Genomic DNA, 21361 nt, shown 5'->3' on the forward strand with positions numbered 1-21361 from the left:
TCAGCGCGGGTTCCATAGGCCCCTCTCAATGAGCGGGCGGCGGAACCTCGCCATTGACCGGGAGTCTAACCAAGAAAGATTTCCCGGTGTACCGTTTTAAACCGTCTCCAAGGTGACAATTAGTTCATGAATATCCGCCGGGATTGGAGAGCGGAAGCTCACGATCTCGCCACTGACCGGATGACGGAAGGTCAGGGCCGCGGCATGCAGCGCCTGTCGCGGAAACCCAACAAAACTACTCCGCACCGGTTCCGGCAGCAGCGAGGCGAATTTGCCTCCCGGCCGCCCCGACCGCCCGCGGCCATAGAGCGGGTCGCCGACCAGCGGATGGCCGATGTGGGTCAGGTGGACGCGGATCTGGTGGGTGCGCCCGGTCTCCAGCACGCATTCGACCAGCGAGGCCGCCATGCCGAAGCTCTTCAGCACGCGGTACTTGGTGGCGGCGTGTTTTCCGCCGCCGGTCACCACGGCCATCTTCTTGCGGTCGGCGCTGCTGCGGCCGATGTTGCCCTCGATCCGGCCCTGCGTCGGGTTGGGCACGCCCCAGACCAGCGCCAGATAGGTGCGGCTCAGCGTGCGGTCGGAGAATTGCTCCGACAGGCCATGGTGGGCGCGGTCGTTCTTGGCGACCACCATCAGGCCGCTGGTGTCCTTGTCCAGCCGGTGGACGATGCCCGGCCGCTTCACCCCGCCGATGCCGGACAGGCTGTCGCCGCAATGGGCGAGCAGGGCGTTGACCAGCGTGCCGTCCGGGTTGCCGGCGGCGGGATGCACGACGAGGCCGGCCGGCTTGTCGATCACCAGGACGTCGGCATCCTCGTAGACCACGTCGATCGGGATGTCCTGCGGCACCGGTTCGGCGGTCTCCGCCCCCGGCACCTCGACCTGGAAAGTCTGGCCGGGTTTGACCCTAAGGGATGGGTCCGTTATCGTCCGCCCGTCGCCGCGCACGCAGCCCTGTTCCAGCAGGGCCTGGACGCGCGACCGCGACAGGTCCGGCAGACCGGCGGCCAGCGCCTTGTCCAGCCGTTGGCCGGCCGCCTCGTCGGGAATCGTATAGGCCAGCGGCCCGGCGGTTCCGGCGGGCGAACCGCCGTCCTCCGGATCGAAGAAGTCGTCCGACATGTCGTCAGGCATTTCGGCGGGTGTTTTGGCGGCCATCGGGCGTGCGTGTCGCGTCCTGTTTCAATCGTCCGGGAGTGGACCCCAAACCGTGCAGATCCTCAAGGCACTCATCGTCATCATGGGCGTTCTGATCGTCGCCGGCTTCACCTTTTTGGGGGTGGAGCTGTACAAGCGGATGTCGGACCCCAACCGCGCCTCCCTGACCGCCATCGCCCCCGCTCCGGCAGAGACCGCCGTCGACGTGACGCTGGACGTCCCGGCCGGTTCCCGCATCGGCGAGGTCGTGGTCGTCGGCAACCGCGTCCTGTTCAAGGTGAGCCTGCCGCAGGGGCCGGACCGCCTGTACATGATGGACCCGCGCACCGGCGCCGTCACCGCCACCATCACCGCCGGCCCCGTTTCCAGCAGGGCGGCTCCTTGAAGAACGGGGTTCCCGATCATGCATGACTTCCGCAGCGACAACGTCGCCGGTGCCGCCCCGCAGGTGATGACGGCGCTGGCCGCCGCTTCCTGCGGCACCGCCGCCCCCTACGGCAACGATCCCTGGACCGCGCGGGTGACGGAGCGGCTGTGCGCGATCTTCGAGACCGAGGTCGCGGTCTTCCCGGTCGCCACCGGAACCGCGGCCAATTCGCTGGCCCTGTCGGCGCTGGTGCCGCCCTATGGCGCGGTGCTGTGCCATGACGAGGCGCACATCACCATCGACGAGTGCGGCGCGCCAGAGTTCTTCACCGGGGGCGCCAAGCTGGTCCCGCTGGCCGGCGAGCATGGCAAGCTGACGCCCGACGCGGTGTCCCGCCACATCGCCAAGGCGGGCGTCGGCGTCGTCCACCGCGTCCAGCCCGCCGCCCTCAGCCTGACCCAGGCGACGGAGGCCGGCACCGTCTATACCCCGGCAGAGGTCGAGGCGCTGGTCGAGACCGCCCATTCCAACGGCATGGCCGTGCATATGGACGGCGCCCGCTTTGCCAACGCCATCGCCCGGCTGGGCTGCGCGCCGGCCGACGTGACGTGGCGGGCCGGGGTCGACGTGCTGACGCTGGGCGGCACCAAGGGCGGCTGCCTCGCCGCCGAGGCGGTGGTGTTCTTCAACCCGGCGATGGCCGAGGATTTCGGCTTCGGCCGCAAGCGCGGCGGCCATCTGGTGTCGAAGATGCGCTTCCTGTCGGCGCAGCTCGACGCCTGGCTGGCCGACGGCCTGTGGCTGACCCTCGCCGCCCATGCCAACGCCATGGCCGACCGCCTGGCCGCCGGCCTGACGGCGTTTCCCGGCGTCGAACTGGCTCATCCGGTGGAGGCCAACGAGCTGTTCGTCCGCCTGCCCACGGCCTATGCCGAGGCGCTGGAGGCGGCCGGTTACGGCTTCTACCGCTGGGACGACGGCACTGCGCGCTTCGTGACGGCGTTCGACACGCCGGCGGCGGCGGTGGACGGTTTGCTGGGTATTTTGCGCAGCCTGCAAGAAAAGGCTTGATCGGCGGGGCGGGCTTGGTTAGAAACCCGCCCACGCCGATGACGTCCCCTTCGTCTAGAGGCCTAGGACACCGCCCTCTCACGGCGGTAACAGGGGTTCGACTCCCCTAGGGGACGCCAACCTTCCAAGGTTGGGTCGAGCGGCCGGTGGCAGCCTCCACCGCCGCTACACACATCGGGACCAGACGTCCCCTTCGTCTAGAGGCCTAGGACACCGCCCTCTCACGGCGGTAACAGGGGTTCGACTCCCCTAGGGGACGCCATCCACGCGCTGGATGCGTTATTGAGCGCGGGCTTGAAGGTACAACGTCCCCGTCGTCTAGAGGCCTAGGACACCGCCCTTTCACGGCGGCGACACGGGTTCGACTCCCGTCGGGGACGCCACTTCGGCCTGTTTTACTTCGGAATGCCATAGCCTCGCAGATTTGCGGGGCTTTTTTATTGCGTTTCTATAGGCCCCCCTCACACCCACACCCGGTAAAGCCAGAACGCCTCGTCCTCCGCATACCGCCGGGCGAAATCCGTCGGTGAAAAGCCGGTGATGCGCTTGGTGGCGCGGCACATGTGGGCTTGGTCGGCGAAGCCCTCCTCCTGGGCCAGGGCGGCCCAGTCCAGCGGCTGGCCGGCCTCGTGGCGTTCGCGGGCGGTGAAGAAGACGCCTTCGGTTCGGACCAGGGTCTGCCAGTGCCGCAGGGACCGGCCGCTGTGCGCCATGATGCGGCGTTCGACCTGACGGGAGCCGTGGGTGCGCCGCCACTGGTGCGCCTGCCACGCAAGCCGCTCCACCCAATGACGGCCGAAGCGGCGCAGCGCGGGGACCGGCGAACGTCCCTCCTGAATCGTTCGCCAGCGCTCGGCCAGATGGCATTCCAACGCCGAAAGGGTGGCCGCGTCGCTGTCGGCGTCGAGCAGCGCGTCCAGCAGCGGGTGCCAGCCGGCGTCCAGTACCCCGCGTGCGTCGACGAAGCGGTCGTGCACCATGGCCGGATCAATGCCGAACAGGGTGCGCGCCACGTCGGCCGGGAAGCACAGCATTCCGGCGCGGCCGGTCGTCGGCGACCAGCTGGCGAACGGGTGCGACTGGCTGCCGGACAGCACGGTTGCCGTTCCGAACGGACGCCAGCGTGGGCTGCCGGCCGCGCGTTCGACGATGCCCGATTCCATGCCCCGGAACCAGGACAGGCAGAGCAGCGGCGAAGCGGGGAAATGCGACAGCCGCTGCCGGTCGTCCAATCCGATCCCGCGGGTATCCCGGCAGACGATCGCCGTCGCCGCCCCCTGCAGCGACAGTGGCGCAAGATACAGCCGCGCGCGGTCCGAGCCTGCGCAAACACGGGGGGAGCGCGCCAGCGGATCGGGGCAGGGGACAGTCGGCGGCGCTGGTGAGGGCGACAGCGAAAGCATGGCGGGATCATAGCCGCAGGAACTCTGCGGCGTCGATGTCGGTTGCGTTCAATACGGGTGGCTCGCCTGTGTGGACACTGGCGGCCATGACCACATCATCGTCCTCGACCTGCCCGTTCCACGGGGATGCGCCGTCCCCCGTGCCGGCATCGCAACTGCCCGAAACCCCGTCCGCTGGAGGCTGGCCGCCCGGTCCGCCGTCCCGCCTGACCGGCTGGAGCCATCTGGCGCGCATGCGCCGCGACCTGCCCGCCGCGCTCGACGCGTGGCATCGCGAGTATGGCGATCTGGTGCACCTGCGCATCTGGCCGGAGCATCAGGTCATCGTCGGCCATCCGGACCTCGCCCGCGAGCTTCTGGTCGCCCACCATGACGCGCTGATCCGCTGGGAGCGCGGCATCGGCGTGTTCAGGCGCCTGCAAGGCCGCAGCCTCTTCGTCGCGGAAGGGGAGGAGTGGCGCGCCCGGCGTCAGGCCCTGCAGCCGGCTTTCCAGCACAGGGCGGTACAAGGCTTCGTTCCCGCCATCGTCGAGGCGACCGGCCGGCTGCTCTCCCGCTGGTCTTCCGGCGACGGGGAGGAGGGCGAGCTTCGCGGGATCGGGAGCGATCTCACCGCCCTTGCCATGGACGTGATCGTCCGGATGCTGTTCTCGCACCCGATCAGCGGGGACGCCCGCGTGGCGGAGGAGGCGGTGCACACCGTCCTTCGCGCCGCCAATGCCGAACTGTACTGGCCGGCGAGCTGGCCGGACTGGGTGCCCTGGAAAAGGTCCAAGCGGCGTGGCTTGGCCGCGCTCCGCAGCCTGATCGACCGCCATGTGCAGGCGCGGCTGGAATTGCCGCCCGAAGGCTGGCCCGACGATCTGCTGACCCGCCTGCTGCACGCGCATCGGGGGGACGGGGCGGAGTGGCGCTCGGACCGCGTGCGCCTGGACGGTGTGCGGGATGAGTGCATGACGATCTTCTTGGCCGGTCACGAAACCACGGCGGCCACGCTGATCTGGTGGGCGTGGTGCATGGCCGCGAACCCCTCGGCGCAGACCACGGCGCGGGACGAGGTGCGCCGCGTGCTGACGGGTCAGGAGCCGACGGCCGAACGGCTGGCGGAGCTGCCGTACCTGACGCAGACGATTCAGGAGACCATGCGCCTCTTTCCGGCGGCTCCGGTGCTCAGCACCCGCCGCTCAACCCGGCCGATCACGCTGGGCGGCTGGCAATTTCCGGCCCGCACCCTGTTCCTGCTGCCGGTGCAGGCAATTCAGCACGATCCGCGCTGGTTCCCCGATCCGCTCGCCTTTCGGCCGGAGCGTTTCGCGCCCGGTTCATTGCCGGGTTCACCGCCGATCCCGCGCGGGGCCTATCTGCCCTTCGGGGCCGGTCCGCGCGTGTGCCTGGGGCTGCATCTGGCGATGACCGAGATGACGGTGATGGCAGCGATGATGCTGCAACGCTTCGCCTTCTCGGTCCCCTCAGGCACGACGCCGCCGCGGCCGGTCATGCAGGTGTCGCTGCGGCCGGACAAGCCGTTGCGCCTTCGGGTGTCGGCGGTGACCGGCGGGTGAGCGGTCAGGGCAGGGGATCGGTCTGGTACAGCGTGACCCGGATGCCGCCGTTCGACACCGACACGCCGCCCTCCTTGAAGGGCAGTTCCGTCGCCTTTGCCAGGGCGGCTTCGTTGGTGACGATGCCCACCCGCCAGCCGGCAAAGCGCGTCTTCAGCGTCTGCCCCATGGCGTGGTAGAGCGGGATCAGGGACTTGCCCTCGCCGATGCGGGCGCCGTAGGGCGGATTGACGATGACGAGGCCGGGCGGACCCTCCGGCGGGGTCAGGTCGCTGATGGCATGGTGGGCGAACTCGGTCCAGGCGGAGACGCCGGCGCGTTCGGCGTTGGCCCGGCTCATGGTGACGGCGCCGGCATCGCGGTCGCTGCCGTAAAAGCGGACGGCGGGCGCGGTGGCCGTGCCGCCGGCGCGCAGGCTTTCCCAGACGGCAGGGTCGAAGTTGGCAAGCTGCTCGAAGGCGAAAGAACGGGAGCGGCCGGGCTTCAGGCCGGCGGCGATCTCGGCGGCCTCGATGACGAAGGTGCCGGAGCCGCACATGGGATCCACCACGGGAACCGGCTCGCGCCCGTCATAGCCGCACTGGCGCAGGAACAGGGCGGCCAGCGTTTCGCGCATCGGCGCCTTGTTGACCGCTTCCTTGTGGCCGCGCTTATGCAGGGATTCGCCGGAGCTGTCGACGCTGATGGTGCAGAGGTCGTCGTCGATGCGCGCCTTGATCTGGACGGCGCTCTGGACGGCGCGGGTGTCCTCCTCCTCCGGCGCGTCCCTATCGGCGGACTTCCCGGTCTTCTTGGGCGCGGCCTTGACGATGGGGGCGCCCAGTTCCTCGGCGATGGCGCGTTCGATGCGCTGGGCGGCGGCGCCGGCATGGTAGATGCGCGAGCCCTTGCAGGAGGCCTCGACCCGCACCGGCACGTCGGCGCGCAGGATTTGCGCCCAGGGAACGCGGCGCGCCCGCTTGTCCAGCTGCGCCAGATGGAAGGCGCGGAAGGAGGCGATGCGCGCCAGCACGCGGGTGGCGCCGCGCAGTTCCATGTTCGCCCGCCAGACCTCCGGCCAGCCGCCGGTGACCGTCACGCCGCCCTTCACCGCGGTGGGGTTCGCGAAGCCGCGGTCGGCGGCCTCCGCGCACAGCACGGATTCCAGGCCGGGGGCGGCCACCAGGAAAATCTCGAAATCTTGGCCGGCGTGATCTTGGCCGGTGTGGTCTGGCTCGGTGTTCATCCCGCCTACATAGCCCGAAGGCAGGCGGTCTACGACAGGATTCTCGCAAAACGGCGGGAAGGCGGGAGGTGGTCCCGTTCGCCGCGCGGCGCCGCCGCTCATGTCGGTCGGCGGACGTCCGCGGCAGGATCAGGAACGGGTGCTGCAGGCTTGGGCACGCGTTACCGGTAAAAGGTTACCGGTAGGAGCTGTGCGAGGCGATGGCGTTGCCGCGGACGGCATCGGTGCGGATGGTGGAGTCACCCGAGGCGGACAGGCCGACGACGCTGTCCTGAGCCGTGCCGGCGAGGCCGAGCTTGGCGCGGGCGAAGTTCAGGTAGGCGCTGGCACCCTTGGTGTCGCCCTGGGCGGCGAGCGAGCGGGCGACCGACAGGGCGGTGCGGGCGGCGTCGCGCTCGGTGCGCTCGGCGGTCAGGGCATCGGCCTGCACGACGGCGGCGGAGGTGGAGGCCAGCAGGCTGTCGAAGCCGGCATCCTGAGCGGCATTGGCGCTGCCGGCGGCAAAGGTCAGGGCCGACAGCGACAGGGTGGCGGCAACGGCGGCGGTCGCGAACTTCTGCGTGAACATGATGATGTCCTTATTCGAAGACTGCCCTGCCGGGGGATGCGCCCGGCGACGGGGGATTCGTCACCGGGCGCGGGGCGGGGCTGGAGGTTGACGTCCGGTCGGCGCCGGGGAGCGTCGGCCGTGAACACAGAGTTAACCGTCTGCCCCCGCCGGATAAATCCAGCAGTTCCGACAACACTATTCGCCTGGAAACAACAATCGTGCCCTTGCCGTCCGGACCTGGATTGACGGGGGGAAGCGCCGCCCCCTATGATCGGATTGGAACACAAACAATCAGACCGCCTTTCGATTCCGAACATATGCCTGGGCATACGCTGGGGCGGCCTGCCATCAGGGGAGCACGCGTTGATGACCACGACCGATTTTGCCGATTGGCCCGCCGACCTGCTGGCGCAGGAGTTCCGCGGCAAGCGGGTTCTGGTGACCGGCAGCAGCCGCGGCATCGGCGCCGCGGTGGCGGCGGCGTTCGCCCAGTTCGGCGCCCGTGTCGTCATCCATGGCCGCGACGCGGCGGCGCTAGAGGCCGCGGCTGCGGCGATGGGTGCCGGGGTGGTCCCGCTGGCCGGCGACTTCGCCGACAAGGCGGAGGTCCGCCGGGTGGTGGAAAGCGCGGTGGACCGGCTCGGCGGGCTGGACGTGCTGATCAACAATGCCGGCACCATGCTGGGCCGGGTGGCGCTGGGCGACATCGACGACGACTTCCTGCAGCAGCAGTTCGACCTGAACGCCGCCTCCGCCGTCATCGCCAGCCGGACGGCGCTGCCGGCGCTGGTCGCGTCGAAGGGGGCCATTGTCAACACCGGCTCCATCTCCGGCCGGACCGGGGGCAGCGCGGGGTCGTCGCTCTACAGCGCCGCCAAGGCCTTCCAGGCCAGCCTCGCCCGCTCGCTGGCGACGGAACTGGCGCCGCACGGCATCCGCGTGAACGCCGTGTCCCCCGGCACCATCGACACCGATTTCCACCAGCGCTACTCGACCCCGGACAAATTGACGCAGACCGCGGCGCGCATACCGCTGAAGCGGCTGGGTACAGCGCAGGATTGTGTCGGCGCCTACCTGTTCCTCGCCTCCCAACGGCTTGCCGGCTACATCACCGGGCAGGTGATTGAGGTGAATGGAGGACAGTTCTATAACTAATGGCTAGGACTTGGCAGTTGAGAGCTGCGGAAATTGGCAAATTGCAAAGCATTATCAGGAGTTTTGGCAAATTGCGAAAGTCTGCCGACGGAGGCGTAGACAACCAATGGCATTTTCGTAGGGTAGAAAAGCGACCCGGCCGTTAATGGTCCTTTGGCATTGTTCTTGTAACGTGACTGACCAATCAGCGGCCTAACCAAAGACCGCTCCATCGCCAGTGGACGCCGGGGTCACCATCATGAACGCCACCAGCCAGAGCCAGCCCGCCAGAGCCGGAACCTTCGCCAACCTGCGGACGGCGACCAAGATCTACACCGGCTTCGGCGTCACGCTGGCGCTTCTGGTCGGGCTGGGGGCGGTGTCCTGGACGGGCTTGCGGTCGAGCGACGATGCGCTCCGCCAATATGCGGGGCAGTCGCACGTCGCCATGACGGTGGCGGAGGCGGACACCAACATGGCCGACGCCCTGGGCTCGGCGGAGGAGTTCGTGTCCAGCGGCTCCCCCGCGGTGGCCGACCGGTTCCGCAGCGACGTGGAGAAGTTTCGCCAGAAGCTGGACGCCGCCACCGCGCGGATGACCCGTTCGACCGACCTCCAGGCGGCGCAGGAGATCGCCACGCTGCGCCAGACGCTGACCGGCGGCTTCGACCGTCTCGTCGCCGCGCGGACGGAGCGCGACCAGATCGTCGCGTCGGTGGTGAACACGCTGGGCGCCGACATCCGCCGCACGCTGAGCGATACCGTCAAGGCGGAGAAGGACGGCGGCAACCTGGACCGCACCGTGCGCGCCGCCGAGGTCAGCGAACAGTTCCTGCTGGTCCGCGTGCTGGTCGCCCGCTTCGTGGCGGAAACCAAGGCGGAGGATCTGGAGCGCATCCGCAAGGACCTGACCGACCTGACCGCGAAGGCGGAGGCGCTGCGCGGCGGGATGGAGGAGGGGCCGGTCAAGGCCAAGCTGGCCGAGGCCGTCGCCAAGCTGCCCGCCTACCGCACGGGAATCGAGCGCATCGCGGTGCTGAGCGCCGATCTGAAATCTCTGAACAGCCAGACGCTGGGCAAGGCCGGCAAGGAGATCGGCGACAAAATCGGCCTGATCCGCTCCAATTCCGCCGAATTCTTGGCGCAGCTGGAGCGCACCGCCGCCGCCGAGGTCGCCGCGGCCGAATCGCGCGGCACGGCGGTGACCGTGGTCGCCGTGCTGGCCGGCCTGCTGCTGGCCTGGGCGATCTCGCGCGCCATCACCCGGCCGCTCGGCGCCATCACCGGGGCGATGGGGCGTCTGGCCCAGGGCGACCTGGGCGTGGCGGTCACCAACGACGAGCGCCGGGACGAGATCGGCGCGCTCGCCCGCTCGCTCCAGGTCTTCAAGACCAATGCGCTGGAGATGGAGCACATGCGCAAGGCGCAGGAGGAGAGCGAGCGCAAGGCCGCCGAACACCGCCGCGAGACCATGATGCAGATGGCCGACACCTTCGAAAGCACGGTGAAGGGCATCGTCGACACCGTCGCCAATGCCGCCACCGGGATGCGCGACGCCGCCACCGCGCTGACCGCCACCGCGCAGGAGGCGAGCGAGCGCTCGCTGCTGGTCGCCAGCGCCTCGGAACAGGCGTCGGCCAACGTGCAGACCGTCGCCACCGCGACGGAGGAACTGTCGGCCTCCATCTCCGAGATCGGCCAGCAGGTGGAGAACTCCACCCGCATCGCCACCCAGGCGGTGGCCGACGCCGACGGCGCCGACCGCACCATGCGCGAACTGGTGACCGCCGCCGAACAGATCGGCGCGGTGGTGGAACTGATCAGCGGCATCGCCGCCCAGACCAACCTGCTGGCGCTGAACGCCACCATCGAGGCGGCGCGGGCGGGAGAGGCCGGCAAGGGCTTCGCCGTCGTGGCGAGCGAGGTGAAGGCGCTGGCCACCCAGACCGCCAAGGCGACGGACGAGATCCAGGCCAAGGTGCAGGAAATCCAGCAGACGACCGGCGGCGCCCAGAAGGCGATCGGCGGCATCGGCCGGACCATCGGCCGCATGAGCGAGATCACCACCGCCATCGCCGCCGCCATCGAGGAGCAGGCCGCCGCCACGCGGGAAATCGCCAGCAGCGTCACCCAGGCCGCCCAGGGCACCGAGGAGGTGTCGAGCAACATCGCCGGCGTCAGCAGTGCCGTTCACGAGACCGGCGACGCCGCCGGCCGCGTCCGCGGCACCTCGCAGGAACTGGCCGCCGAGGCGGAACGGCTGCGCCGGGAGGTCGGGACCTTCATCGCCACGGTGCGCGCGGCGTAAGGCGCCCGCCGCGGCGGGTGCGCAGAGCAATCGCGCATCGAATTCGTGCGACGACGCTACGTTTCGGATGCCCTTCTCCCCTTGCGGGAGAAGGGTTGGGATGAGGGGTATTCCGCCGAAGGCGGAAGCTTGCGCCCCCCTCACCCCAACCCCTCTCCCGCAAGGGGAGAAGGGCTTCGTCTGCTGCTGGAATCCAAATGCGATTGCCCTATGGGCTGTGAAGAGCCTAGGCGAGCTTCGCTCAGGTGCTCTCCCGCGCGATGAAGGTCAGCCCCAGGTCGACGCGCCGCCGCGGCGGCTCCTTGCCGTCCATCAGGTCGAGCAGCATGGCGGCGGCATGCCGGCCGATGGCATAGCGGGGCGTGGCGATGGTGGTCAGGGTGGGGGTGGTCCAGGCGGATGCCGGCAGGTCGTTGAAGCCGGCGATGGCAAGCTGGTCCGGCACCCGGATGCCGCGGCGCTGGCATTGGAACAGGGCGCCCTGCGCCAGATCGTCGTTGCAGAAGAAGACGGCGTCGCAGTCGGTGTTCTCGGCCATCAGCCGGTCGATCATCGCCGCGCCCAGATGGATGGAGGACGGGTCGGGCAGGCGCCACACCCGCTTCTCGTCATACAGCCCGGCTTCCTCCAGCGCATGGCGGTAGCCGTCCAGGCGGGACAGCGTGCGCGGGTCCAGCTGCACGGCGACGAAGCCGATGCGGCGGTAGCCGCGCTCCAGCAGATGGGTGGTCATCAGTCGCCCGCCTTCCTCCTGCGAGCAGCCGACGCTGAGGCTTTCGGGTTCGTCCAGCAGCTCCATCATGTGGACGGTCGGGCTGCTCATCGCCGACAGGTAGGTGCGGGTGACGTCGGTGTGATCGGTGCCGGTCAGCAGGATGCCGTCGGGCTGGAACTGCAGGTAGGTGCGGATCAGCCGCTCCTCCTCCTCCGGGGAATAGTGGGTGACGCCGATCAGGGCGCGGTAGCCGCGCGGCAGCAGCATGTCGTGGATGCCGGCCAGCGTCTCCACGAAGACCATGTTGGTCATCGACGGGATCAGCACGGCCACCGTCATCGACCGCGCCGACGCCAGCGCGCTGGCCGCCTGGTTCGGCACGTAGCCCATTGACTGGGCGGTGTCGAGGATGCGCTGGCGAAGCTCCGGCCCGACCAGCTCCGGCCGCTTGAAGGCGCGGGACACGGTGATGGCGCTGACGCCGACCCGCTCCGCCACGTCCGCCATCGTCGCCCGCCCGGTGCGCGAGGAGCGCGGCTTGCGCGTCTTGACCGTCGGGGATGCAGGCCGATCACCGCCACGCGTCGTCACAGGGCTCCGTCCTTCCGATAATGGCCCGATAATGGCCGATGAGAGGCCGGCGCGACGAAGCGCCGCGCGGGATTGCTGATTACCGTTGTGTAGCATGGCGGGCAAGAGCCGCATGCCCATCGCCTGCAACCGCTAGGCCACGGCTGCAACCTGCAGCACCGCGTCAACCTGTTCGTGCGCAACTCAAACAAAACTCTTTACGCCTCTCAAGGTTAGCGCTAACAGTATCGTCATCTCGTGTCGGCGTCATCCGTGCATTCGGGCCATAAGGCCGCGGATGTACCCTTGGTCCGCACATGATAGCGCTAACACGTTTTTGTAGTGCGTGGCCGCCGTGACCCGAGAGGACGCGGATGCCGCCCTGCACCGGGAATCGGGAACACGAGCCTCATGAACGGTCCCTCCATCGCGCCGTCTCCCGCCGCCAGCCCCCGCCCGCCGGACAGCCTGTCCGCGGCACCGCCGATCGTCGTGGTGATGGGCGTCGCCGGCTGCGGCAAGTCCAGCGTCGGCCAGAGCCTTGCCGCGGCGCTGGGCCATGCCTTCATCGAAGGCGATGCGCACCATCCGCCCGCCAACATCGCGAAGATGTCGGCCGGCATCCCGCTGACCGACGACGACCGCGACGGCTGGCTGGCCACTCTGGCCGGCTTCATCGCCGATGCGCATCGCGAAGGGCGCGGGCTGGTGGTCGCCTGTTCGGCGCTGAAGCGGCGCTACCGCGACCGGCTGCGCGGCGATTGCGAGCGGGTCGTCTTCCTGCATCTGCACGGCGACAAGGCGCTGATCGCCTCTCGCATGGGGGCGCGGACGGCCCATTTCATGCCCACCGCCCTGGTCGACAGCCAGTTCGCCGACCTTGAGATGCCTGCCGCCGACGAGGCCGTGCTGTCCTATGAGGTGACGCTGCCGGCGGACGCCATCGTCGCCGACGCCTACGCCCGCCTGACCGGCGGGGAGAATATTGGGAGGACCGCATGAAACGCGTGGCGGATCTGCTGGAGCGGATCACCGAATGGATCATGGCGCTGATGCTGGCGGTCATGGTCGGTCTCGTCTTCGGCAACGTCGTCCTGCGCTACATCTTCAACAGCGGCATCGTCGCGGCGGAGGAGATCGCGCGGCTGATGTTCGTGTGGCTGGTGTTCCTGGGCGCCACCGTGGCGTTGCGGCACCAGCGGCACCTGGGCCTGGAGATCGTGCAGAGCCGCCTGCCGGCCAAGGTCCGCCGGGCTTGCGCGGTGATCGCGCACCTGATGATGCTCTACGCCCTGTGGCTGTTCGTGCAGGGCAGCTGGATCCAGCTGCTGATCGGCATGGAGACCTTCTCCACCGTCCTGCGCTTCCCCATGGCCTTCTACGCCGCGGCGGGCTTCTTCCCGGCCATCGCCATGGCGCTGATCGTGCTGGCGAACTTGGTGCGGATCGTCACCAACCAGCCGGGCGCCCGCGTCCCCGGCGATCCCGACACGATGATGGACCATCCGGAATCGCACGGCCCCGCCGTGCCGCCCCCGGCCCCGCACGGCAGCGCCGCCGTCGTCAAGCACTGAGCCCAGAAGACCTCCTGCGGACGGAGTTTCCGCCATGACCCTCACCATTTTCCTGGGCTCGCTGTTCGGCTTGATGCTGCTCGGCATGCCCATCGCCTTCGCGCTGATGCTGACCGGCGTCGCGCTGATGGTCCACCTGGACTTCTTCGACGCCCAGTTGGTCGCCCAGAACATGCTGAGCGGCGCCGACAACTACCCGCTGATGGCGGTGCCCTTCTTCATCCTGGCCGGCGAGCTGATGAACGCGGGCGGCATTTCCCAGCGCATCATCAATCTCGCGGTCAGCCTTGTCGGCCACATCAAGGGCGGGCTGGGCTACGTCACCATCGGCGCCTCGGTGATGCTGGCCAGCCTGTCGGGCTCGGCCATCGCCGACACCGCGGCGCTCGCCACGCTGCTGATCCCGATGATGCGCGACCATGGCTACCCGGTGCCGCGTTCGGCCGGCCTGATCGCATCCGGCGGCATCATCGCCCCGATCATCCCGCCCAGCATGCCCTTCATCATCTTCGGCGTGACCACCAACACCTCGATCAGCGCGCTGTTCATGGCCGGCATCGTGCCCGGCCTGCTGATGGGCATCGGCCTGGTCTGCGCCTGGACCTTCGTCGTCCGCGACATGACGGTGAAGCTGCAGCCGAAGGCGAGCGGGCGGGAGCGGCTGAAGGCGCTGGGGGACGGCATCTGGGCGCTGGCCCTGCCGGTCATCATCATCGGCGGCCTGCGCGGCGGCATCTTCACGCCGACCGAGGCCGCGGTGGTCGCCGCCGTCTATTCGCTGTTCGTCGCGCTGTTCGTCTACCGTCAGGTCACGCTGGCGCAGCTGGTCCCGCTGCTGGTCCAGGCGGCGCGCACCACCAGCACCGTGATGTTCCTGTGCGCCGCGGCGCTGGTGTCGTCCTACATGGTGACGCTGGCCGACCTGCCGCAGCAGATGACGGAGCTGCTGGCCCCGCTGATGGACAATCCGAAGCTGCTGATGCTGGCCATCGCCTGCCTGCTGCTGGCCGTCGGCACGGTGATGGACCTGACGCCGACCATCCTGGTGCTGGGCCCGGTGCTGACCCCGCTGGCGATCAAGGCCGGCATCGACCCCGCCTATTTCGGCGTGATGTTCGTCCTGGTCGGAACGCTGGGCCTGATCCATCCGCCGGTCTGCACGGTGCTGAACGTGGTGTGCGGCGTCGCCCGCATCTCGCTGGAAAGCGCCACCAAGGGCATCTGGCCCTTCCTGCTGACCTACATCGTGCTGCTGGGCCTGCTGATCGCCGTGCCGGAGATCGTCACCGCGCCGCTGCATTTCTTCCACTGACGCCCGAACACCAAACGCCCGAACACCAAACACAACGAAACGCCCAAGGAAGGAAGACCGACACCATGTTCCGCAAACTGCTTCTCGCCACCGGCATCGCCGCCGCCCTGCTCGCTCCGGTCGCCGCCGTCACCAGCGCCTCCGCCCAGGAGGTGAAGACCCGCATCATCCGCTTCGGCTACGGCCTGTCGGAAAGCAGCAACCAGGGCCGCGCGGTGAAGTATTTCGCCGAGGAACTGTCCAAGCGCAGCGGCGGCAAGTTCAAGATGAAGGGCTTCGGCGACGCCAGCCTGGGCAACGACATCCAGATGCAGAACGCCCTGATCGGCGGTGCGCAGGAGATGATGGTGGGCTCCACCGCCACGCTCGTCGGCATCGTCAAGGATTTCGGCGTCTACGACCTGCCCTTCCTGTTCAACAACGAGAAGGAAGCCGACGCCGTGCTGGACGGCCCGTTCGGCGAGAAGCTGCTGAAGGCGCTGAACGACAAGGGGCTGGTCGGGCTGGTCTATTGGGAGAACGGCTTCCGCAACCTGACCAACAGCAAGCGGCCGATCACCAAGCTGGAAGACATGGGCGGCATCAAGCTGCGCGTGATGCAGAACCCGGTCTACATCGACATGTTCAACCGCTTCGGCGCCAACGCGGTGCCGCTGGCCTTCTCCGAGCTGTTCACCGCGCTGGAGACCGGCACGGTCGACGGCCAGGAGAACCCGGTCACGACCATCCAGTCGTCCAAGTTCTACGAGGTGCAGAAGTACCTGACCATTTCCCGCCACGTCTACAGCCCGTGGATCGTGCTGGCCAGCAAGCGCTGGTACGAAGGCCTGTCGGCGGACGAGAAGAAGATCGTTCACGAGGCCGCCGTCGCCTCGCGCGAGTTCGAGCGCAAGGACAGCCGCGAGGCCTCGGCCCAGAGCGTGGCCTACCTGAAGGAAAAGGGCATGCAGATCAACGAGCTGAGCCCGGCCGAGCTGGACCGCATGCGCGAGATGGTCAAGCCCGCCTTCGACAAGTATGCCGCCGACGGCGGTGCGGAGGTCCTGAAGGAGATCCAGGCCGCCATCGTCGCCGCCCGGAAGTAACGCTGCAATGCGTACACGCCTTGTGACGGGGCGAAGAGGATGAATGGGGGTGGATCGGGGAAGCCGGTCCGCCCCCTTCGTCTTTTGTGGCGACGGAACGGAGAGTCTATCGGATAGAGGTTGTTCGCGTTCGAACAAACTGTGGCATTGGTCCCAAAGTGTGGTTTGAAGATGCGAGTTTATTGGTCTTTGTTCTATTTATGCGAACGACTCTCAATGTATTTCGGACCAACAAATATATTAGACGGCAATTTACGCGAATTTAACCGAACGGCGGGACAGTCGGCGTGGGGTGTCGTGCCTTCATTCGGATGTGTCGCGGGGAAAGTCGATGTTCAAGAAGTTGCCGTTGGTGACAAAGCTGGTGTTGGCGATCGGGTTGGTCCTGGTCATCGGGCTGGGGGGCGGGTCGGTCGTGATCTCCGTCAAGAGCGGGGCGGACACCGACGAGCTGTCCTTCCAGGTCGGGGAGGAATTGGGCAAGTACCATGCGGCGGCCGTCGAGCGGCGGCTGAACGACGCCATGGACGTCAGCCGCCTGATGGGCACCACCCTGCTCAGCCTGAAGCGGAGCGGCATCGTCGACCGCGACAAGCTGAACGACTGGCTGAAAAGCCTGCTGGAGGCCAACACCGGGCTGATCGGCGTCTGGGTCGGCATGGAGCCCAACGCGCTGGACGGCAAGGACGCCGCCTTCGCCAAGGGCCCCGGCACGGACGCCAGCGGCCGCTTCATCCCTTATTGGAACCGCGGCGGCGGCAAGGTCCAGCTGGAATCGCTGGTCGGCTATGACGATCCCGGACCGGACGGCGTCTACTACCAGCAGGCCAAGCGCACCGGCAAGGAGGTGATCGTCGAGCCCTACAGCTACACGGTCGCCGGCAAGAACGTGCTGATGGTGTCGCTGGTGGTTCCGATCATGGACGGCGGCAAGTTCATCGGCGTCGCCGGCGTGGACATCGCCACCGACGACATCTGGAACGAGTTGAAGACGGTCAAGCCGTTCGAGACGGGATCGGTCTTCCTGATCTCCAACGGCGGGGCATGGGCCGCCTACAGCAACCCCGATCATCTGGGCAAGCCGATCCTGCAGACCAACGAGCGGCTGAAGGACGCCATGCCCGCCATCCGCGAGGGCAAACCCTTCTCCCATTTCTCGGTGTCGGCCAGCCTGAAGACCGACGTCAAGCAGCTGTTCCGGCCGGTCGTCATCGGCGGCACCGGCACGCCCTGGTCGATCCTGGTCAACCTGCCGATCAACAAGATCGAGGTGCCGAAGCAGGAGCTGCGGGCCTTCATCGCCGTGGGTGCGGTGCTGCTGACCGCCGGGCTACTGCTGGCGCTGTGGCTGACGAGCCGCATGGTCGTCGGCCAGCCGCTGCGCCGGATCATCGCCACCATCCAGGCGCTGACCGCTGGCCGGCGCGACGTGGAGGTCACCGACCGCGACCGCGCCGACGAGATCGGCGCCATCAACAAGGCGCTCCAGCTGTTCAAGGAGAACGCCGGCCGCGTCGCCGAGATGGAGGAGCAGCGCCGCCTGGACGAGCAGCGCGCCGCCGAACAGCGCAAGCAGGAGCTGGCCCGGATGGCCGACCGGTTCGAGAGCACGGTCGGCGGCGTGGTCGCCAACGTGGCCCAGCAGGCCGAACTGATCCGCACCGACTCCGAAGGGCTGTCGGCCATCGCCGAGCAGACCAACGCCCAGGCCGCGGCCGTCGCCAGCGCCGCCGACGTCGCCAGCAGCAACGTGCAGACGGTGGCCGCCGCCGCGGAGGAGCTGGCCCACTCCATCGAGGAAATCAACCAGCGCATCGCCGCCTCGTCCCGCATGGCGAACGACGCGGTGGGGGAGGTCGAGAAGACCAACGGCACCGTCGCCGGTCTAGCCCAGGCGGCGCAGAAGATCGGCGACGTGGTGAACCTGATCCAGTCCATCGCCGGCCAGACCAACCTGCTGGCGCTGAACGCCACCATCGAGGCGGCGCGGGCGGGGGAGGCCGGCAAGGGCTTCGCCGTCGTGGCGCAGGAGGTGAAGAACCTCGCCAGCCAGACCGCCAAGGCGACGGAGGAGATCGCCGCCCAGATCGCCGAAATCCAGTCGGTCAGCGGCAGCGCCGTCGGCGCCATCCAGGCCATCGGCCACACCATCCTCGGCATCAGCGAGACGGTCACCGCCGTCGCCGCCGCGGCGGAGGAGCAGGGGGCGGCGACCCGCGAGATCAGCCGCAACGTCCAGCAGGCCGCCGCCGGCACCCGCGAGGTGTCGACCAACATCGACGGCGTCACCCGCGCCGCCAGCGAGACCGGCAGCATGGCCGCCCAGGCGCGGTCGGCCGCCGACACGCTGTCGCACCAGTCGGCCCAGCTGCGCACCGAGGTGCAGCGCTTCGTGGCGACGATCCGCGAGGGGTGAGTGTGGGGTGGTGTGTCGGCTGACGATGCCCCCACCCTAACCCTCCCCCGCTGGGCGGGGGAGGGGATTAAGTGCTTGATCGGGAAAGTAGCGGCAGTCCCTCCCCCGCCCAGCTCTCGCACAAAGCTATGCTTTGTGCTGACGCGACAGGCGGACCTTAGGTCCGCTGAGAGCGGGGGAGGTTAGGTGGGGGCAATCGAAGCCGACACCCCCACCCTCAACAGTCGAAGAACACCGTCTCCCCCTCGCCCTGCACGCGGATATCGAAACGGTAGACCACCCCGCCCGGCACCTCGGCGCGCCGTGCGATCAGGGTGTCGCGGCGGTCGGCCGGGACGCTCGCCAAAACCGGGTCGGCCTCGTTCGCCGCGGCCTCGTCGGAGAAGTGCAGGCGGGTGAAGGCGTGGCTCAGCATGCCGCGGGCGAACACCGTCACCGCGATGTGCGGGGCGTGGCCGGGATCGCAGGCGCCGGGCTTCACCGTGTCGAAGAAATAATAGCCTTCGTCGTTGGTGCCGCAGCGGCCGAAGCCGGCCGCACCGGGAGCGTGGCGGCCGTCGGCGCCGGCCTGCCAGATCTCCACCACGCAATCGCGGATCGGCGCACCTTCGCCGTCATAGACCACGCCTTCGATGCGGATGTGCTCGCCGGCCATGTCGCGGGTCGCCAGCCGGTTGGTCGCCAGCGGGCGGCGGCCGTAGAGTTCCGGCGTCCAGGCATAGGCGAAATAGGGGCCGACGGTCTGCGACGGCGTCTGTTTCAGCGTCTGGCTCATGGCGGTCAGCCCTCCATCGGCGTGGCTTGGCGTCCGCGCAGGACGATGTCGAACTCATAGCCGAGCGCCCACACCGGCTCGGTCACATCGATGGAGAAGCGCGAGATCAGCAGATCGCGCGCGCCCTCCGGCACCCCGTTGTAGATGGGGTCGAGCGGCAGCAGCGGATCGCCCGGGAAATACATCTGGGTGACCAGCCGGGTCAGGAAGGACGGCCCGAACAGCGAGAAATGGATGTGCGCCGGGCGCCAGGCATTGTGGTGGTTGCCCCAGGGATAGGCGCCGGGCTTGATCGTGGTGAAGCGGTAGCGGCCTTCCGCGTCGGTGATGCAGCGGCCGGCCCCGAAGAAGTTGGGATCGAGCGGCGCGTCATGCTGGTCCCAGCGGTGGACGTAGCGGCCGCAGGCGTTGGCCTGCCAGATCTCCAGCAACGTGTGCGGCACCGGCCGGCCGCTCTCGTCCAGCACGCGGCCGGTGACGATGATGCGCTCGCCGATCGGCTCGCCGTTGACGCGGCCGTTCTTCGTCAGGTCGTTGTCCAGCGGATCGACGCTGTCATGGCCGAAGACCGGGCCGCTGCGGACCGACAGGCACTGCTTCATCGGGATCAGCGGCTTGGACGGCGAGCGCAGTACCGTCGATTTGTAGAGTGGCGACAGGTAGGGCGGGTGTTGTGCCCAATCACGGGGGGCAAAATCGCCCTCGGTCTCCTGAACGGCTGTGTCCATCTCGGTCGTCCCTCCTTGGGAGCGGTCAGCTTTGCCGACCTTTTGCTTGCCTATGGGTATCCAGCACGCGGTCGATGAAATGGGATGCTGCGCCGGTGTAGCGCAGCGGATCGAACAGGCGGTCGAGCGCGTCGGCGCCCAGCGCCTCCACCACGTCGGTATCATCGGCCAGCACGTCGCGTAGGGGGCGGCCGGTGGAGGATGCGAGGCGGCTGGCGTCGGCCACGCGGGAATGGGCGGCCATGCGGCCCATGCGGTCGCCCAGCGCCATGGTCACCGCCTCCGCCAGGATCAGGCCGCGGGTGAGGTCGAGGTTGGCGCGCATGCGCTCCGCATCGACGGTCAGGCCGGCGACGGTCTCGCGGGCGTGGCGGGCGGCGCCGGCGACGAGGCGGCAGAGGTCGGGCAAAGCCTGCCATTCGGCATGCCAGCCGCCGAGGCCGCGTTCGTGTTCCTGCACCTGGGCCGCCAGCAGTCCGCCGACCAGGGCGGGAGCGCGGATGGCGGTGGAGAGCAGGACGGCGCAGGACACCGGGTTGCGCTTGTGCGGCATGGTGGAGGAGCCGCCGCGGCCGGGGCCGGCGGGCTCGAAGGCTTCGGCGACCTCCATCTGCATCATCAGCGAGATGTCGCGGCCGAGCGTGCCCAGCGTGCCGGCGAGGATGCCGAGGGATGATGCCAGTTCGGTGATGCGGTCGCGGCTGGCGTGCCAGGGCAGGGCGGGCAGGGGGAGGTCCAACTCCTTCGCCAACGCCTCCGCCACCGCCGGGCCGGCGTCGCCCAATGCTGCCAGCGTGCCGGCCGCGCCGCCGAATTGCAGGGCGAGGCGGCCTCTAGCCGTGGCGATCCGCTGACGGTCGCGGCCCAGCGCGTCGAGCCAGCCGGCGGCCTTCAGCCCGAATGTCGTCGGCAGGGCGTGCTGCAGCCAGGTGCGGGCGACCATCGGCGTGGCGCGGTGGCGGTCGCCGAGATCGGCGAGGCCGTCGGCGAGAGCCGCCAGATCGGCGTCGAGGCTGTCGAGTAAGCGGCGCAGCTGCAGCATCAGGCCGCTGTCCATGGCGTCCTGGCTGGTGGCGCCCCAATGGACGTAGCGCGACGCTTCCTCGTCGGCTGCCTGCACGGCACGGGTCAGGTGCTTGACCATCGGGATGGCGGTGTTGCCGGCCAGCGCCGCCTCCGCCCCCAGCGCGGTCAGATCGTAGAGCTCGGCCTTGCACGCCGCCTCGATGGCCGGGACAGCGCGGGAAGGGATGACGCCGACCGCCGCCTCGGCCCGCGCCAGCGCCGCCTCGAACGCCAACATGCCCTGCAGCCTTGCGGTGGGCGAGAAGGCGTCGGCCGCCGCGTCGCTGGTGAAGAGCGGGTCGAGCAGCGGGTCGGAATAGCGGTCGGCGGTCATGCGGCT

Annotated in this window: 18 protein-coding genes and 3 tRNA genes; 13 read left to right on the forward strand and 8 right to left on the reverse strand. The window is 68.7% G+C overall.

Annotated features, from left to right (window positions below; translation table 11 throughout):
• Positions 1 to 96 precede the first annotated feature (96 nt).
• Complete coding sequence (locus tag ACWPKK_RS25100; RefSeq protein ID WP_452009842.1) at positions 97 to 1137, reverse strand: RluA family pseudouridine synthase; 1041 nt, start codon at positions 1135 to 1137, stop codon at positions 97 to 99.
• A gap of 76 nt (positions 1138 to 1213) precedes the next feature.
• Between ACWPKK_RS25100 and ACWPKK_RS25105 the strand changes: the two genes are divergently transcribed.
• The 5 genes from ACWPKK_RS25105 to ACWPKK_RS25125 all read left to right on the forward strand — a co-directional run bounded on the left by ACWPKK_RS25105 (position 1214) and on the right by ACWPKK_RS25125 (position 2982).
• Positions 1214 to 1546, forward strand: coding sequence for a hypothetical protein (locus tag ACWPKK_RS25105; protein ID WP_452009844.1), 333 nt, complete (start codon positions 1214 to 1216; stop codon positions 1544 to 1546).
• An 18-nt stretch (positions 1547 to 1564) separates the two neighbouring features.
• Positions 1565 to 2599: a threonine aldolase family protein gene (locus ACWPKK_RS25110; protein ID WP_452009846.1), complete on the forward strand. Its 1035-nt coding sequence runs from the start codon at positions 1565 to 1567 to the stop codon at positions 2597 to 2599.
• Positions 2600 to 2642: 43 nt separating this feature from the next.
• A tRNA-Glu gene (locus ACWPKK_RS25115) sits at positions 2643 to 2718 on the forward strand.
• A gap of 67 nt (positions 2719 to 2785) precedes the next feature.
• Positions 2786 to 2861 (forward strand) — tRNA-Glu (locus ACWPKK_RS25120).
• A gap of 45 nt (positions 2862 to 2906) precedes the next feature.
• Positions 2907 to 2982, forward strand: a tRNA-Glu gene (locus ACWPKK_RS25125).
• A 78-nt stretch (positions 2983 to 3060) separates the two neighbouring features.
• Here ACWPKK_RS25125 and ACWPKK_RS25130 read toward each other — a convergent pair.
• Positions 3061 to 4002, reverse strand: coding sequence for a hypothetical protein (locus ACWPKK_RS25130; RefSeq protein ID WP_452009848.1), 942 nt, complete (start codon positions 4000 to 4002; stop codon positions 3061 to 3063).
• A gap of 86 nt (positions 4003 to 4088) precedes the next feature.
• Here ACWPKK_RS25130 and ACWPKK_RS25135 point away from each other — a divergent pair, with 86 nt between their 5' ends.
• Positions 4089 to 5564: a cytochrome P450 gene (locus ACWPKK_RS25135; RefSeq protein ID WP_452009850.1), complete on the forward strand. Its 1476-nt coding sequence runs from the start codon at positions 4089 to 4091 to the stop codon at positions 5562 to 5564.
• Positions 5565 to 5568: 4 nt separating this feature from the next.
• Here the strand turns inward: ACWPKK_RS25135 and ACWPKK_RS25140 are convergent, their stop codons facing one another.
• Both ACWPKK_RS25140 and ACWPKK_RS25145 read right to left on the reverse strand, forming a co-directional pair.
• Positions 5569 to 6789, reverse strand: coding sequence for a THUMP domain-containing class I SAM-dependent RNA methyltransferase (locus ACWPKK_RS25140; RefSeq protein WP_452009853.1), 1221 nt, complete (start codon positions 6787 to 6789; stop codon positions 5569 to 5571).
• Positions 6790 to 6964: 175 nt separating this feature from the next.
• A complete protein-coding gene (locus tag ACWPKK_RS25145) occupies positions 6965 to 7357 on the reverse strand; it encodes a hypothetical protein (protein WP_452009856.1) in 393 nt (130 codons plus the stop codon).
• Between the two features lie 348 nt (positions 7358 to 7705).
• Here ACWPKK_RS25145 and ACWPKK_RS25150 point away from each other — a divergent pair, with 348 nt between their 5' ends.
• The gene (locus tag ACWPKK_RS25150) at positions 7706 to 8494 is read left to right on the forward strand and encodes an SDR family NAD(P)-dependent oxidoreductase (RefSeq protein ID WP_452009857.1); all 789 of its coding nucleotides are present in this window, start codon (positions 7706 to 7708) and stop codon (positions 8492 to 8494) included.
• Positions 8495 to 8732: 238 nt separating this feature from the next.
• Positions 8733 to 10781 carry a methyl-accepting chemotaxis protein gene (locus ACWPKK_RS25155; protein WP_452009860.1) on the forward strand — a complete coding sequence of 683 codons (2049 nt, stop codon included), beginning with the start codon at positions 8733 to 8735 and terminating at the stop codon, positions 10779 to 10781.
• A gap of 241 nt (positions 10782 to 11022) precedes the next feature.
• Here the strand turns inward: ACWPKK_RS25155 and gntR are convergent, their stop codons facing one another.
• Complete coding sequence (gene gntR, locus ACWPKK_RS25160; RefSeq protein WP_452009861.1) at positions 11023 to 12087, reverse strand: HTH-type transcriptional regulator GntR; 1065 nt, start codon at positions 12085 to 12087, stop codon at positions 11023 to 11025.
• 390 nt (positions 12088 to 12477) lie between these two features.
• On the opposite strand from gntR, the gene ACWPKK_RS25165 reads away from it, so the two are divergent.
• The 5 genes from ACWPKK_RS25165 (at position 12478) to ACWPKK_RS25185 (ending at position 18453) form a co-directional block, all read left to right on the forward strand.
• The gene (locus ACWPKK_RS25165; RefSeq protein WP_452009863.1) at positions 12478 to 13068 is read left to right on the forward strand and encodes a gluconokinase; all 591 of its coding nucleotides are present in this window, start codon (positions 12478 to 12480) and stop codon (positions 13066 to 13068) included.
• Positions 13065 to 13640, forward strand: coding sequence for a TRAP transporter small permease (locus ACWPKK_RS25170; RefSeq protein WP_452009865.1), 576 nt, complete (start codon positions 13065 to 13067; stop codon positions 13638 to 13640). The genes ACWPKK_RS25165 and ACWPKK_RS25170 overlap by 4 nt, the downstream gene beginning before the upstream one ends.
• A gap of 34 nt (positions 13641 to 13674) precedes the next feature.
• Entirely contained in the window at positions 13675 to 14952 is a 1278-nt protein-coding gene (locus tag ACWPKK_RS25175; protein WP_310115106.1) for a TRAP transporter large permease, read from the forward strand.
• 65 nt (positions 14953 to 15017) lie between these two features.
• The gene (locus ACWPKK_RS25180; RefSeq protein WP_452009868.1) at positions 15018 to 16037 is read left to right on the forward strand and encodes a TRAP transporter substrate-binding protein; all 1020 of its coding nucleotides are present in this window, start codon (positions 15018 to 15020) and stop codon (positions 16035 to 16037) included.
• A gap of 331 nt (positions 16038 to 16368) precedes the next feature.
• Positions 16369 to 18453 carry a methyl-accepting chemotaxis protein gene (locus ACWPKK_RS25185; protein ID WP_452009871.1) on the forward strand — a complete coding sequence of 695 codons (2085 nt, stop codon included), beginning with the start codon at positions 16369 to 16371 and terminating at the stop codon, positions 18451 to 18453.
• 217 nt (positions 18454 to 18670) lie between these two features.
• On the opposite strand, the gene pcaG is transcribed toward ACWPKK_RS25185, so the two are convergent.
• The 3 genes from pcaG to ACWPKK_RS25200 are packed head-to-tail and all read right to left on the reverse strand — an operon-like array spanning position 18671 to position 21355.
• Positions 18671 to 19228 carry a protocatechuate 3,4-dioxygenase subunit alpha gene (pcaG, locus tag ACWPKK_RS25190; RefSeq protein WP_452009873.1) on the reverse strand — a complete coding sequence of 186 codons (558 nt, stop codon included), beginning with the start codon at positions 19226 to 19228 and terminating at the stop codon, positions 18671 to 18673.
• A gap of 5 nt (positions 19229 to 19233) precedes the next feature.
• The gene (gene pcaH / locus ACWPKK_RS25195; protein WP_452009876.1) at positions 19234 to 19956 is read right to left on the reverse strand and encodes a protocatechuate 3,4-dioxygenase subunit beta; all 723 of its coding nucleotides are present in this window, start codon (positions 19954 to 19956) and stop codon (positions 19234 to 19236) included.
• Between the two features lie 25 nt (positions 19957 to 19981).
• On the reverse strand, positions 19982 to 21355 hold the full coding sequence (locus tag ACWPKK_RS25200) for a 3-carboxy-cis,cis-muconate cycloisomerase (RefSeq protein WP_452009879.1): 1374 nt from the start codon (positions 21353 to 21355) through the stop codon (positions 19982 to 19984).
• Positions 21356 to 21361 lie beyond the last annotated feature (6 nt).

The sequence above is a fragment of the Azospirillum largimobile genome (assembly GCF_977007025.2).

Excerpts from the sequence above, each read along its gene's own strand:
- ACWPKK_RS25130 (WP_452009848.1), bottom strand. The coding sequence starts at position 4,002 with ATGCTTTCGCTGTCGCCCTCACCAGCGCCGCCGACTGTCCCCTGCCCC.
- ACWPKK_RS25180 (WP_452009868.1), top strand. The coding sequence starts at position 15,018 with ATGTTCCGCAAACTGCTTCTCGCCACCGGCATCGCCGCCGCCCTGCTC.
- ACWPKK_RS25200 (WP_452009879.1), bottom strand. The coding sequence starts at position 21,355 with ATGACCGCCGACCGCTATTCCGACCCGCTGCTCGACCCGCTCTTCACC.
- ACWPKK_RS25165 (WP_452009863.1), top strand. The coding sequence starts at position 12,478 with ATGAACGGTCCCTCCATCGCGCCGTCTCCCGCCGCCAGCCCCCGCCCG.
- ACWPKK_RS25150 (WP_452009857.1), top strand. The coding sequence starts at position 7,706 with ATGACCACGACCGATTTTGCCGATTGGCCCGCCGACCTGCTGGCGCAG.
- ACWPKK_RS25185 (WP_452009871.1), top strand. The coding sequence starts at position 16,369 with ATGTTCAAGAAGTTGCCGTTGGTGACAAAGCTGGTGTTGGCGATCGGG.
- ACWPKK_RS25140 (WP_452009853.1), bottom strand. The coding sequence starts at position 6,789 with ATGAACACCGAGCCAGACCACACCGGCCAAGATCACGCCGGCCAAGAT.
- ACWPKK_RS25110 (WP_452009846.1), top strand. The coding sequence starts at position 1,565 with ATGCATGACTTCCGCAGCGACAACGTCGCCGGTGCCGCCCCGCAGGTG.
- ACWPKK_RS25170 (WP_452009865.1), top strand. The coding sequence starts at position 13,065 with ATGAAACGCGTGGCGGATCTGCTGGAGCGGATCACCGAATGGATCATG.
- ACWPKK_RS25145 (WP_452009856.1), bottom strand. The coding sequence starts at position 7,357 with ATGTTCACGCAGAAGTTCGCGACCGCCGCCGTTGCCGCCACCCTGTCG.
- ACWPKK_RS25135 (WP_452009850.1), top strand. The coding sequence starts at position 4,089 with ATGACCACATCATCGTCCTCGACCTGCCCGTTCCACGGGGATGCGCCG.
- ACWPKK_RS25175 (WP_310115106.1), top strand. The coding sequence starts at position 13,675 with ATGACCCTCACCATTTTCCTGGGCTCGCTGTTCGGCTTGATGCTGCTC.
- pcaH (WP_452009876.1), bottom strand. The coding sequence starts at position 19,956 with ATGGACACAGCCGTTCAGGAGACCGAGGGCGATTTTGCCCCCCGTGAT.
- pcaG (WP_452009873.1), bottom strand. The coding sequence starts at position 19,228 with ATGAGCCAGACGCTGAAACAGACGCCGTCGCAGACCGTCGGCCCCTAT.
- ACWPKK_RS25155 (WP_452009860.1), top strand. The coding sequence starts at position 8,733 with ATGAACGCCACCAGCCAGAGCCAGCCCGCCAGAGCCGGAACCTTCGCC.
- ACWPKK_RS25100 (WP_452009842.1), bottom strand. The coding sequence starts at position 1,137 with ATGCCTGACGACATGTCGGACGACTTCTTCGATCCGGAGGACGGCGGT.